12 protein-coding genes, 1 tRNA gene and 1 pseudogene are annotated in these 12,330 nt (G+C 67.0%); 9 read left to right on the forward strand and 5 right to left on the reverse strand.

The genetic code is table 11. The features are described from left to right. The first annotated feature begins 17 nt into the window (after window positions 1-17). The 9 genes and pseudogenes from LTT61_RS14570 to LTT61_RS14605 all read left to right on the forward strand — a co-directional run. On the forward strand, window positions 18-287 hold the full coding sequence (locus tag LTT61_RS14570; protein ID WP_233020497.1) for a hypothetical protein: 270 nt from the start codon (window positions 18-20) through the stop codon (window positions 285-287). Next, window positions 277-2,481, forward strand: a complete 2,205-nt coding sequence (locus LTT61_RS14575) for a type IV secretory system conjugative DNA transfer family protein (protein WP_233020498.1) — start codon at window positions 277-279, stop codon at window positions 2,479-2,481. Before LTT61_RS14570 ends, LTT61_RS14575 begins: the two co-directional genes overlap by 11 nt. After that, window positions 2,478-3,458 (forward strand): replication-relaxation family protein, encoded by a 981-nt coding sequence (locus tag LTT61_RS14580; protein ID WP_233020499.1) that lies wholly within the window; start codon window positions 2,478-2,480, stop codon window positions 3,456-3,458. Before LTT61_RS14575 ends, LTT61_RS14580 begins: the two co-directional genes overlap by 4 nt. Next, window positions 3,455-4,495: a DNA-methyltransferase gene (locus LTT61_RS14585; RefSeq protein WP_233020500.1), complete on the forward strand. Its 1,041-nt coding sequence runs from the start codon at window positions 3,455-3,457 to the stop codon at window positions 4,493-4,495. The genes LTT61_RS14580 and LTT61_RS14585 overlap by 4 nt, the downstream gene beginning before the upstream one ends. Window positions 4,496-4,584: 89 nt before the next feature. After that, entirely contained in the window at window positions 4,585-4,923 is a 339-nt protein-coding gene (locus tag LTT61_RS14590; RefSeq protein ID WP_233020501.1) for a hypothetical protein, read from the forward strand. A 175-nt stretch (window positions 4,924-5,098) separates the two neighbouring features. After that, complete coding sequence (locus LTT61_RS14595) at window positions 5,099-5,755, forward strand: antirestriction protein ArdA (RefSeq protein WP_233020502.1); 657 nt, start codon at window positions 5,099-5,101, stop codon at window positions 5,753-5,755. Between the two features lie 98 nt (window positions 5,756-5,853). Then, complete coding sequence (locus tag LTT61_RS14600) at window positions 5,854-6,249, forward strand: helix-turn-helix domain-containing protein (RefSeq protein WP_233020503.1); 396 nt, start codon at window positions 5,854-5,856, stop codon at window positions 6,247-6,249. Window positions 6,250-6,367: 118 nt separating this feature from the next. Beyond that, a complete protein-coding gene (locus tag LTT61_RS32960) occupies window positions 6,368-6,952 on the forward strand; it encodes an ImmA/IrrE family metallo-endopeptidase (RefSeq protein WP_420094814.1) in 585 nt (194 codons plus the stop codon). Further along, window positions 6,949-7,800 (forward strand): annotated as a pseudogene (locus LTT61_RS14605) (recombinase family protein); the annotation flags it as partial. The gene LTT61_RS32960 and the pseudogene LTT61_RS14605, both read left to right, overlap by 4 nt. A 111-nt stretch (window positions 7,801-7,911) precedes the next feature. On the opposite strand, the gene LTT61_RS14610 reads toward LTT61_RS14605, so the two are convergent. The 5 genes from LTT61_RS14610 to glp form a co-directional block, all read right to left on the reverse strand. Next, window positions 7,912-8,265 carry a hypothetical protein gene (locus tag LTT61_RS14610; protein ID WP_233020504.1) on the reverse strand — a complete coding sequence of 118 codons (354 nt, stop codon included), beginning with the start codon at window positions 8,263-8,265 and terminating at the stop codon, window positions 7,912-7,914. A 409-nt stretch (window positions 8,266-8,674) separates the two neighbouring features. Then, window positions 8,675-8,750 (reverse strand) — tRNA-Ala (locus LTT61_RS14615). Window positions 8,751-8,856: 106 nt separating this feature from the next. Continuing rightward, window positions 8,857-10,053 carry a gephyrin-like molybdotransferase receptor GlpR gene (gene glpR / locus LTT61_RS14620; RefSeq protein ID WP_233020505.1) on the reverse strand — a complete coding sequence of 399 codons (1,197 nt, stop codon included), beginning with the start codon at window positions 10,051-10,053 and terminating at the stop codon, window positions 8,857-8,859. A gap of 348 nt (window positions 10,054-10,401) precedes the next feature. Next, window positions 10,402-11,052 (reverse strand): GNAT family N-acetyltransferase, encoded by a 651-nt coding sequence (locus LTT61_RS14625; RefSeq protein WP_233020506.1) that lies wholly within the window; start codon window positions 11,050-11,052, stop codon window positions 10,402-10,404. 12 nt (window positions 11,053-11,064) lie between these two features. After that, a complete protein-coding gene (gene glp / locus LTT61_RS14630) occupies window positions 11,065-12,324 on the reverse strand; it encodes a gephyrin-like molybdotransferase Glp (RefSeq protein WP_233020507.1) in 1,260 nt (419 codons plus the stop codon). Window positions 12,325-12,330: the final 6 nt, after the last annotated feature.

Raw genomic sequence — 12,330 nt, forward strand, 5'->3', positions numbered from 1 at the left:
ATCAAGGAGGAACCACTATGTCCAAGACCCATCGACCGAACTACCGACGCGAGGCCCGAGGCAGGCGGCGCAGCACACGCATCGAGCACAACATCACCGTCCGCAGCGTGATGCGCACGCCGCCCGATGTGGCGAAGCTCGGCCGGGCCGTCATCGCCCTGGCGATGGCCGAACTGGAGGCCGAGAAGCAGGCCGATGCCACCACTTCGGCCGATGCAACCTCGGCAACCGCGGCCACGCCGGCCCCGAACGAGGCCAAGAGTACGGAGGTCGACCATGACGACTGATCAATCGAACTCGACTCTCACCGCGAACTCTCTGGTGTGGCAGCAGGTCTTCTGGCCCGCTCCGCTCTCGGAAGCCGCCGCGTTCGCCATCCTGCGGCACTGGAGCGCTCAGGTACACGCCCCGCAGCTGATTCTCGAAACACGCGCCGAAGCCGACGGCATCGAGTACTTGATCGGCAGCCAGCTGCGCCACGCCCAGCACGCCCGTGCCGCCATCGAGCAACTGGTGAAGGGCAGCGTGTTGGTGAGCTACCCAGAGGATCGCCCGCCGGTGACAACGGCGCGCAAGCTCAAGCTCTCCTCGCCACGGTCGATCGAACCGCCCGACGCTGTGGCCTCGACCCGTTCCATCCTGCATGCACTGACAGCGGTGCGCCGGGGTGAGCGGCTGGTGATTCAACAGGTACTCGGTCCACGCTGGCATCCGCGCCTGATGCCCGCCGAGCTGCCGGACTTCGACCAGTCGCTCGCGTCTCGGGTACTACACGGCACGCGGCCGGAGAAGCGGGCCGATGCCCGGCAGGCAATAGCGCACAAGATCGGTCAGCACGGCTTCATGAGCACGCTGCGCGTCGGGGTGCATGCGAGGGATGCCGAGCGGCGGCGCACGCTGCTGCTCGGCTTGGCCGCCGCCATGAACACCGTCGAAGCCCCTGGCGTCTACCTGCGCACCCAGCCGGAACATGCGAGCAAGCTGAACCGGCCGCGCGGCTCCTGGTCATTCTTCACCCGCGCTCAGCAGGTGACAGTGATCGAAACTGCCCGCCTCAGCGGCTGGCCGATCAGCGACCGCGATCAGGAATTCCCCGGCCAGCCGCCGCGTCACCCGAAGCCGATTCGCCCGTCCGCCGCCGTGCAGTCCGGCACACGGGTCATTGCGATGGCGAACGCGCCCGGCGCCACGGGGCCGATCGGCTACAACGTGCCCGATGCTTTGCGGCACACCTGGATCCTCGGCCCGTCAGGGGTGGGCAAGTCGACGCTGCTGCTCAACCTGATCGTCCAGGACATGCAGGCCGGGCGGCCGGTGGTAGTCATTGAGCCGAAGGATCTGGTGGCCGACATCCTCGAACGCATCCCGGATGAGCGGCGCGCCGATGTGGTGGTGCTCGACCCACTCGATCGTGCGCCGGTGGGCATCAATCCGCTGGATCGCTCACACAGCGTCGGCGGGATCGGCACCACGCCGGAGGTGGTGGCCGACAGCTTGTTTGGCACCTTCCACTCCCTCTACGGTGACAAGCTCGGCCCGCGCACCAGCGACATCCTGCGCAACTGCTTCGAGGTGCTCGCCCGGCGTGACGACGCGAGCCTTGTCATGCTGCCGCTGCTGCTCAGCAATCCCGGTTTCCGGCGCTCGCTGACTCAGCACGTCATTCGCGATGATCCGTTCGCCGCAGGCCCGTTCTGGGCGTGGTTCGACGGACTGTCGCCGGAAGCGGCGGCCACCATCGTGGCCCCGCTGAGCAACAAGCTCCGGCCGCTGCTGAGTTCGAATCTGCGCAACGTGCTGGCGCAGCGCAAGCCGAAGTTCGACGTGCGGCAAGTCCTGACCGACCGAAAAGTCCTGCTGGTGCCGCTCCAGAAGGGAGTCGTCGGGCCGGAAGCGGCGCAGCTACTGGCAGCGGTCGTGCTGGCCGAGCTGTGGCAGGCCATCCGCGAACGCGCCGGAACGCCGGAAGCCGAACGCGAGCCCCTGATGGTCTACATCGACGAGGTGCAGGAATACCTCAACCTGCCGACGGATCTGGACGATGCGCTGGCGACCGCCCGCAGTCTCAAGGCTGGGTTCCATCTGGCGCACCAGTTCGAAAGTCAGCTGCCGAAGCGGATGCTGGATGCCTTCCGCAACAACGCCCGCTCGCGGATCTGCTTCCAGCTGGGAGCCGACGACGCCAAGTCGATGGCAGCGGGGCAATCGGCGCTCACCGCCGAGGACTTCGGTGCCCTTCCTGCCCATACCGTCTATGCCCGGTTGATCCGCGACAACACCCCGCAGCTCTGGGCCTCGGGAGTGACGGCCGCGCCGCCGCCGATCACCAGCGACCCGGCCGAAATCCGCCGACTCAGCCGCGAGCAGTACGGACAGCCCCTGGACGAGATCGAAGCCGGATTCGCCGAACTCCTCCACCCGAGCGGACAGGCCGGACAAGGTGATATGGCCCGTCACGGCCGGAGAGCGAGGCGACAATGACGGGGCCACGAGAAGTGAAAGCCGAAGCCGGAGAGGACCGTTTCGCCAGCCGTTTCCCCGCGACCCATGCCCCATCATCCTCGCTGGTCAATCCATCCGCTTCCGCTTTTGCGCCCGCTAATGATGGTGGCCATCCGGCCACCACACACCCCCACCGGGTCGGCAAGCACCAGTTGCGCCAGCTGAGCGCGCAGCTCGGCGAACGGGACTGGGCCATCCTGCGTTCGGTGGCCGAACACCACTTCTTGACCGTCACGCAGATCTGCGCGCTGCACTTCCACGACCTCAGCCCATCCTCACGATTGCGCCGGACGCAACGAGTGCTCGGCCGACTGCGAACTGCCGGGGTGCTGGGCACGCTGACGCGGCGCATCGGCGGTATGCAGGCAGGCAGTCACGGACTGGTGCACTACGTCGCTGCTGCTGGGGAACGGCTGCTACGGCTCGAATCCGGTGCGCCGGTACGCCAACGCTGGCACGAACCCTCGGCCCGCTTCGCCGCCCACCACGTCGCCGTCGCCGATCTACGCATTGAGCTGGAAACCGCTCATCGGGATGGAGCACTTGAGCTGGTGCGGCGCGAGGTGGAACCGGTGGCATGGCGCCGCTATACCGGCCTCGGCGGCGTACTGGTCACGCTCAAGCCTGACGCCTACTTCGAAACCGCTGTGCCACCGGGCAGCGACTTCGTCGACGCCTGGCTCGTGGAAGTCGATCTCGGCCACGAAACGATCCCCACCCTGATCAAGAAGTGCCACGAGTACGAGCAGTACCGCCGCCAAGGCATCGAACAAGAAGACGGCGGCTTCCCGCTGGTGATCTGGAGCCTGACCCACACCGACGCCGCCAAGGCCGACCGTCGCCGAACCGCGCTTCACGAGGCCATCGCTGCCGATCGTCAGCTCGATCCCGCCATGTTCCGCGTCACCGCCCCCGAACACACACAGCCACTCATGCAGAAAGGAGCTGCCCTATGACACACACCATTCATCATCAATCGCGACGAGAGTTACAGCGCAACGCGATCCGCGTCGGCGACGCCCTCGACCAACTCCGGCAGCTGCCGGACAGCACGATCGACCAGGTTGTCACCAGCCCGCCATACTTCCGGCTGCGCGACTACGCCGCCGATGAGCAGATCGGCTTGGAGCAGCATGTGGACGAATGGGCGGAGCGCCTGGCGGTGGTCAGCGCGGAGGTACACCGGGTGCTGGTGCCGACCGGCACCTACTGGCTGAACCTCGGCGACACCTACTCGCTGCACCCCTCCCAGGGCGCATCGCGCAAGAACCTGCTGATGGCACCAGAACGCCTGGCACTGCGGCTGCAACACGATGGTTGGATCATCCGCAACAAGATCATCTGGGCGAAGACGAACCCGATGCCGATCAGCGTCCGTGACCGGCTCGCCTGCACTTACGAAGTGATCTACGTACTGGCCAAGCAGCACGCGTATTTCTTCGACCTCGACGCCATCCGCCAGCCGCACAAGACCCGCCCCACCACACCGCGCCCGAAGCGGCAAGCCAGAGAAGAAGACTGGCGCGGCCCCAACAGCGATAGCAGCACCGGCCTCGACGGGCTCAAGGCGAGGGGCTTGGCGGGGCATCCGCTCGGCAAAAACCCGGGCGACGTCTGGCAACTCGCCACTGCCAATCACCGCGGCGACCACCACGCCATGTTCCCGCTGACGCTGGCTTCCCGCATGATCGCCGCTGGATGCCCGGAGGCCCGCTGCACCCGATGCCGACTGCCGTGGCGGCGCCGGCTCATCCGCGCTCTGGGAGGCGTCGCCACCCGAACCGCACTCGCACCCACCTGCGATTGTCAGGCCCCGAGCGAACCGGGCATTGTGGCCGATCCGTTCATGGGCAACGGCACCACCGCCATCGCTGCCGAAGTACTCGGGCGCGATTGGCTCGGCATCGAGCTGAACGCTGAGTTTGCGGCCTCGGCCGAAGCCCGCATCGCCAGTGAGCGCGACCGGCGCACGCACGAATCCAGCGCCACATGAGCGGCAGGGCCTCATCGGTGCCCTGCGGCTGGGGAATTGAAACGGCATCCCGCCGTTCACCAGCCGCACCAACACCGAGGAGGAACACCGTGTCCACACCCGATCAGCAGACCCGCAGCGTCAAGACGCTCGGAGTCAAGCTGGAACCCGATGTCCACGCCCAGCTGAGCTTCATCGCCCAGCTGCGAGAGGGCACCATCACCGACGAAATCCTGATCGCCATCCGCACGCACATCGAGCGCGCCAAGGACGATCCGGAACTCCGCTCCCGCGCCGAAGAGGTGCAGGCCGAGATCGAGCGCGAAGCGGCTGCCCGCCGCGACGCCATCGCCACCCTGTTCGCCGCGCCCGCCACCCCGGACGCGACACCGAACAGCGGCACTGCCCGATCCCGCCAACGGGGCAAGGAGACCACGTCGGACAGCTGAGCCCACCGCTCAGCAAAGGGCCGGAAGGGTGCAGATCGAGTGAAATTCACTCTCTGCACCCGACCGGCCCCTCCAACCCATTGGTACGGCGAACTGACCTTTCGGGCAAGAAACCGTAGCGCAGAATTAGCACGAATAAGGCGCCATTCGCGGCAATAGGAGATAAGGAGGATATATGAACAGAAACGATTCACAAGAATCAGAGGCAACAGCGGGCAGCAAAAATTCCGCAGGAGCCAACCGAGGATCGCAACCGAAACCCGAGCCGAAAATATACGTGGCCGATCTCGCCGCGTACAACAATGGCGAGTTACGCGGCGTCTGGCTCGACGCCGCGCGGGATGCCAGCGCCATTTACGACGACATACACGCCATGCTGGCAGCCTCGCCTCAGAATGTTTACGGCGGATCAGTTGCGGAAGAGTTCGCCATCCACGACCATGAGCAGTTCGGCAATTGCCGTATCGGTGAATATGCCAGTATCGAACGAGTCAGCAAGCTGGCTCGTGGCATCGCTCTCTACGGGTACGCCTACGCTGCGTGGGCCGATGTACACGAAGAAGAGCCGGAGCTGTTCGACCATTTTCCGCGCGCCTATATCGGACAGTACGAGTCACTCGAAGCGTACGCCCAATACGGACTTGACGAGCGGGAAGCGGAAAGGCAACTGGCCACGCTACTGGCTGGATCAGACCTGGCTGACCTAGCTGGATACATCACAATCGACGTGCCAGCCCTGGCCCGCGACATGCACGACGGCGGCGACATCACCGCACATCGGGCACCACCTGAACACGGCGGAGGCGTCTGGCTATTCAACGAACGCCCATGACCTGAGTAAACACCTTTCACCGTTGTACATTCCACATGTGGTAGCTATTGCCCCGGCGAAGCAAAAGGGAGAAAATTGGGAAAAGGAGCAAAGCAGAAATGAACGACTTACCCACCGACGATAGAGACCCAGAATCGACACCACTCGGTGAGCTCCTCAAGAAGCTTCGCGAAGAACGCGGCCTGACTTACTATGCCCTTCAAGAGCGGACGGGCATCGAAAGAACGAACATCCGCAGAATCGAAGTGGGCACACTGTCGAATGTCAAGCCAGCCACATTGGAAAGGCTCGCCGACGCGCTCGACGTCGATGTGGAAGATTTCTACGAAGCCCACTGGAAGACGACTTCCCAGCCACTTCCGAGCCTGCCAACCTACTTCCGCACCAAGCACCGCTACCTGACCGAGGGCGACATCGCCAAGATTGAGAACTTTGTCCAACGCACCGAAGAGGAGCGAATCCAGACGAGTCATGAGCACGGCAACCCGCAATAGGCTGCGACTGATCAGCCCCCGATTTCTCTCTTTAGCACCAATATTTTTTAATGCCACCCGGAAGGAGGCTTCTATGAACCGACCCCAGAACTCACCAACGTTGACTGCACTGCGGCGGATGCTCCCGCGGCGAGCCGTCACCTACCGCGAGGCGATCACCATCGCCGAGCACCAAGCCAACCGCCTCACGTCAGCATGGGGGAGCCACTCCGTCCGGGAAGACGGCATCCGAGCCCTGACCCGGATCGATATCGTTCGGGCCGACCCTTCCGAATGCGGCGACAGCACCCACTCAGGAGCCAGCCGCTATACCGGCGGCCGGTGGATCGTCTGGCTGGACGCCACCGAATCCGAAGCCCGGCAGCGCTTCACCTTGTGCCACGAGCTCAAGCACATCCTCGATTGGCCCCATCAGTCCAGCTACCGCAACCTCACCCAGCAGGAAATCGAGCGGGTCTGCGATCACTTCGCTGGATGCCTGCTGATGAGCAAGCGCGCCATCTACCAGCTTTGGGGTGACGGCCTGCGCACTCCAGAAGCGCTCGCCGCCGCCTGTCGCGTCTCGCTGGCAGCCATGAAGGTACGGCTCAAGATCCTCAGACTGCCGATCAACAGTGGCCGCCAGCATGCCCACGCCTGCCGTACACGCCCGTACACACGCTTCCCCGCCCCCACCCCCCAACGAGCGGAGATCTGCGCATGACGACCAACCGACGTACTTCCGCCGATCTGCTGCTCGGCTTCTCTCGATCGGCTACCGACCCCGGCCGACGGGGCCGGGCGGTATCGCTGCTGCGCGTCTCGACTGAGCGGCAGACCCATACCGCCACCGATCTTGAAGAAGACGGCCTGTCGATTGCTACCCAGCGCGACCACAACGACGCCAAGGCCGAAAAGCTCAATGCCGACGTGGTCAAGGAGTTCATCGAGCCCGGCTACTCCGGCAAGACGATCGACAAACGGCCGATCATCCGGGAAATCATGGAGTACCTCCACGCGACCCCGGACATCGACTATCTGATCGTCTACATGCGCTCGCGTGCCTTCCGCAACCACTTCGACGCTGCCGTGCTCCAGATCCAGCTTCAGAAGCTCGGCGTCCGGCTCGTGTCGGCGAAGGAGGACTTCGGCGAGGGCCCGCAGGCGGTGGCGATGGAAGGAATGATCGACATCATGAACGGCCTGCAGAACACCCTGCAAGGCCTCGACATCTCCACCAAGATGCGCCAGAAGGCGATCAACGGCGGCACACTGGGGCAAGCCCGGCTCGGCTACCTGAACGTCAGCATCGAACTCGACGGAAAGAAGATCAACACCGTCGACGTGGACGAGAAGCGCGCGCCGCTCGTCGTCAAGGCGTTCGAGCTGTACGCCACCGGCGACTACACGCTGGAACGCCTGGAAGCCACGATGGCCGACCTCGGCTTGACCGCCCGCGCAAACCGGCGCTGGCCCGAACGGCCCGTCACCTTCAAGTGGCTGCACCGCATGCTCAAAGACCCGTACTACATCGGCTACGTCACCTACCAGGGCGAGGTCTACCAGGGGCGCCACGAAGCCCTCATCGACCCGGAGCTGTTCTATCGCGTGCAGGAGGTGATGGCCTCCCGCAGCGGCAGCGGGAGCCGTGACCGGGTGTACTACCACTACCTCAAGGGTGGCCTATTCTGCGACCGCTGCGCCAAGCACGACCGCACCGCGCGGCTCATCTACACCGAAGCCAAAGGCCGGGGTGGCACCTACCAGTACTTCTTCTGTCGTATGCGCAAGGAGGGAACCTGCGACCTGCCGTTCCTGCCCGTCGAACTCGTCGAGGCCGCAGTGCTCGACCACTACCGCGCCCTCCAGCTGGAGCCGGAGTTCATCGCCAACGTCACCAAGATCCTCGATGATGCGGTTACCGACCGCCAAGGCAGCGTCCGCGCCATGCACGCCCAGCTCAACCGACGGCTCAAGGAGCTGGACGTCAAGGAAGAACGCCTGCTCGATCTGGCCACCGAAGGCGAGCTGCCCCAAGCCAAAATCAAGGCCCGGCTGCGCAAGATCGAGATCGACCGCGAAAGCGCCCGCTCCCGCATGGTCGGCACGACAGCCGAACTCGCCACCGGCGTCGAAGTCGTCAAGACCGCACTGGAGCTGGCCGCCAACCCTTACAGCCTCTACCAGCGCGCCGATGACGACACCCGCCGGTTCATGAACGAAACCTTCTTCCAGGCGCTCTACCTGGACGACACCGGCATACAGACAGGCACGCTCAAACCACCCTTCGACGACTTCCAGGAAGCCGAACGGCTGTGGAGCACGGCGCAGATGCCGGAAACGACAAGAGGCCCCCGCATTGCGGAAGCCTCTTATCAGGCGGACAAGTCCGGAGAACCGACCCTGTCGGGCATTGTTTTGGTCTCCGGTTTGAATAAGACCTCTGTGGTGGAGCTAAGGGGAATCGAACCCCTGACCTTCTCGATGCGAACGAGACGCGCTACCAACTGCGCTATAGCCCCGTGCGGCTCCTGGGAACCGCGCTGTGACACTGTATCAGGGCAGCGCCGCAGACTCCGAATCGGGGCCGTGAGCTGGGGCGATGCCCGGCACGGCCCCGATCGGGGACTATTCGCCCGCGGCGCGGCGCATGTCCTCGGTGCGGTTGCGGAGGGCGCGGGCGGCGGCCGGGTCGAAGGTCTCCAGCTGTTCGAAGTCGGGGGCTTCGTCGTCCGGTTCGAGCAGGACGGAGCGGCGGCGCAGGGTGCGGGCGGTGTCCCGGTCCATGCCGACGGCGGCGCGGGCCGGGCGGCGCGGGGCCGCGGGCTCGGCGTCTTCGTCCTCGGTCCGGGTGCGGCCGCGGTCGAGCCGGGCGGAGCGGCGGCGCCGGATCTCCTCCTCCATCCGCACCTGCTTGCGCAGGTACGCGAGGTAGCCGATGAGCACGACGAGGCTCAGGCCGGTGCCCCACCACAGCGCGGGGGCGACGGCGAGGCCGAGGCCGCCGCAGAGCAGACCGGTGAGCAGGAGGCCGAGCACGGCGCGCTGCCGGAAGGTGTAGCGGGCGGCGCGGGCGATGGCGTCGGCTTCCGGGTCGTAGCCGCCGCGGCCGCGGCGGGTGGGCACGAAGTCGTCGTCGGTGCGCTCGGCGGGCTCCGCTGTGTCCTGTTCGTCGGCGGAGCCGGTCTCCTCGTCCTCGTAGAGGTCGTCGTCATCGAGGCGCGCGGGGGCCTTGGCGGGAGCGGGCGGGATGCGCGCGCTCACCCGGGTGGCGGCGTCCTCGTCGGTTTCGGGTTCGGGGGCGTCGTCGTCCTGGTACTCGCCGTCGTCCTCGTAGGGCTCGTCCTCGTACTCGGCGGCCTCGGCGGCGGGCTCCGGGGCCTGGTCATCCGCGTCGTCGACGTCCTCGTCGGTGCGGTCGTCGGCGTCCGCCGCGTCGTCGTACTCGTCGTCCGCGTCGTACTCGGTGGCGGTCTCCCCCTCGGTATCGGGCAGCTCTGTGTCCGCGGGCCGATCCTCCTCGGCGCGGGGATCGGTGACGGTGTGTTCGTCGTCGGTGACGGGCTCGTCGGCCGAAGTCGTCATCCGATCCTCCGCATCATCGCTCTGGGGAAGCCTTCTCGTGCGTCGGGGTGGCCGGTAGTCGGGGTCGGTGTCGTGCGGGCCGTTCTTGCGGCGGCGTTTCGAGCCGCCCCGGTACAGCACGCGGGTCGCCAGCGCGGCGTCGGTGGTGCGCCGGATGCGCGGGTGGCGGTTGGCGAGCATGGGGAAGAGAACGAAGACCCACAGCACGACGAGCCCGATCCACAGGATCGAATTCGGCATGTCGTCAACACCTCCGTCCCCGCCGGGATTGGTCCACTCGGCCCGCGGCCGGGCCGCACCCCGCCGAGCGACCGCGCAGGCCCTCGTCCGGGGCGGCGGTTCGGCCGCCGCGGAGGTACTTCGGCCCGCCCCCTCATCGGCCGGCCGAGCACCCCACAGGCTCCGTGCCGACGGCGCGGGACGCACCACCGACGTCCGTAGGTTAATTCCGGGTAGAGATCACAACGAGCAGGCGCGCCGTGCACTTGCGCCACAGCAGTCACATTTCCACCAGTTCCGCGGCGCGTGCAGCCACCGTATTCCTTTCCCCCGAACGACGAATCCCCTTCGGCAGTGCGACACCGCAGCTCAGAGCGGTGTCGCGCGTCCCTCCCGCACGATCCGGTCGACCACGGTGCCGGTGACCTCTTCGACCGTGATACCCACCAGGAGGTGATCACGCCAGGCGCCGTCCACATCGAGGTAGCGGCGCAGCAGCCCCTCCTCGCGGAAGCCCGCGTGCCGCAGCACCGCCTGGCTGGCCAGGTTCTCCGGCCGTACGGTGGCCTCCACCCGATGCAGCCCCACCGGCCCGAAGCAGTGGTCGAGGCCGAGCGCGAGCGCCGCGGTGGCCACGCCCTTCCCGCTCAGGTCGCGCGCCACCCAGTAGCCGATCCAGGCCGAGCGCAGCGCCCCGCGCACGATATTGCCCACCGTGATCTGCCCGGCGAAGTCGCCGTCCACCTCGATCGCGAGCGGGACCATGGCGCCCCGCCGCGCCTCCGCCTTCAACCCGGACCAGAGCGACGGCCAGTTCGAGGCGTGGTTGCGCGCCTCCCAGGTGCCGCGGCCGGTCGGCTCCCACGGCTCCAGGTGGTCGCGGTCGCGCAGCCGGATCCGGCTCCAGGAGGCGGCGTCCCGCAGCCGCACCGGCCGCAACCGCACCTCACCGGCGGCGACCATGACCGGACCGATCTTGGCCGGCCATCCCGGATGCTGCGCACCCCGGAGAACGCTCATACCCGGCACGCCTCAGCCGCGCTGGGAGAGGAACGCGACGCGCACCTCGTCACCGGTGCGGATCTCGGTGTCGTCCGGCTCGACGACGATCAGGCTGTTCGCCTCCGCGAGCGTGGCGAGCAGGTGCGACGAGCCGTTGGTGCCGTTGCCGAGCGGCTGCACCAAGTAATCGCCGGTGGTCTCGTCGCGCATGAGCTGCGCGCGCAGGTACCCCTTCCGCCCGGTCATGGAGCTGACCGGCATGATCGTCCGCGCCCGGATGACCCGCCGCATGGGATGCCTGCGACCGAGCGCGATCCGGATCAGCGGGCGCACCATCACCTCGAAGACGACCAGCGCGCTCACCGGGTTGGCGGGCAGCAGGAAGGTCGGCACCTCGTCCCGGCCCAGCCTGCCGAAGCCCTGCACCGAGCCGGGATGCATGGCCACCCTGGCGATCTCCAGCTCGCCGAGCCCGTCCAGCGCCTCGCGCACCTGATCGGAGGCCCAGCCGCCGACGGCGCCCGCGATCACCACCACCTCGGAGCGCATCAGCTGCCCCTCGACCACGTCGCGCAGCCTGCGCGGGTCGGAGCTGACGATGCCGACCCGGTTCACATCGGCGCCCGCGTCGCGCGCGGCGGCGGCCAGCGCGTAGGAGTTCACGTCGTAGACCTGCCCCGGCCCCGGCGTGCGATCGATGTCGATGAGCTCGCCGCCGATGGAGATCACCGAGAGCCGCGGCCGCGGATGGACGAGCACCTTGTCCTGCCCGACCGCGGCGAGCAGCCCCACCTGCGCGGGGCCGATGATCGTCCCCGCGCGCACCGCGACGTCGCCGGGCTGCACGTCGTCGCCGATGCGGCGCACGTAGTCGCCGGAGCGCACCGGCTCGTAGACCTTGATCCGGGCGCGGCCGCCGTCGGTGAAGTCGAGCGGGAGCACGGCGTCCGCGAGCGTCGGCAGCGGCGCCCCGGTGTCCACCCGGACGCTCTGCCTCGGCTGCAGCCGGATCGGCTGCCGGGAACCGGCCACCACCTCGCCGACCACCGGGAGGGTGAGGTCGACCAGCTCGCCGGTTTCGTCCCTGATGTCGGAGCCGGCCGCCGAGACGTCGACGCTGCGCACCGCGTACCCGTCGATGGCGGCCTGGTCGAAGCCGGGCAGCGGCCGTTCGGTGACGACGTCCTCGGCACACAGCAGACCCTGGGCCTCCGAGATCGCGACCCGGACCGGCCTCGGCGCGACCGCGGCCGCGGTCACCTTGATCTGCTGATCCTCAACCGAGCGCATCCAGCC

The sequence above is a fragment of the Nocardia asteroides genome (genome assembly GCF_021183625.1).
GTDB lineage: Bacteria > Actinomycetota > Actinomycetes > Mycobacteriales > Mycobacteriaceae > Nocardia > Nocardia asteroides_A.

Coding starts and splice junctions, on each gene's coding strand:
- LTT61_RS14570 (WP_233020497.1), top strand. CDS start 18: ATGTCCAAGACCCATCGACCGAACTACCGACGCGAGGCCCGAGGCAGG.
- LTT61_RS14575 (WP_233020498.1), top strand. CDS start 277: ATGACGACTGATCAATCGAACTCGACTCTCACCGCGAACTCTCTGGTG.
- LTT61_RS14580 (WP_233020499.1), top strand. CDS start 2,478: ATGACGGGGCCACGAGAAGTGAAAGCCGAAGCCGGAGAGGACCGTTTC.
- LTT61_RS14585 (WP_233020500.1), top strand. CDS start 3,455: ATGACACACACCATTCATCATCAATCGCGACGAGAGTTACAGCGCAAC.
- LTT61_RS14595 (WP_233020502.1), top strand. CDS start 5,099: ATGAACAGAAACGATTCACAAGAATCAGAGGCAACAGCGGGCAGCAAA.
- LTT61_RS14600 (WP_233020503.1), top strand. CDS start 5,854: ATGAACGACTTACCCACCGACGATAGAGACCCAGAATCGACACCACTC.
- LTT61_RS32960 (WP_420094814.1), top strand. CDS start 6,368: ATGCTCCCGCGGCGAGCCGTCACCTACCGCGAGGCGATCACCATCGCC.
- glpR (WP_233020505.1), bottom strand. CDS start 10,053: ATGCCGAATTCGATCCTGTGGATCGGGCTCGTCGTGCTGTGGGTCTTC.
- LTT61_RS14625 (WP_233020506.1), bottom strand. CDS start 11,052: ATGAGCGTTCTCCGGGGTGCGCAGCATCCGGGATGGCCGGCCAAGATC.
- glp (WP_233020507.1), bottom strand. CDS start 12,324: ATGCGCTCGGTTGAGGATCAGCAGATCAAGGTGACCGCGGCCGCGGTC.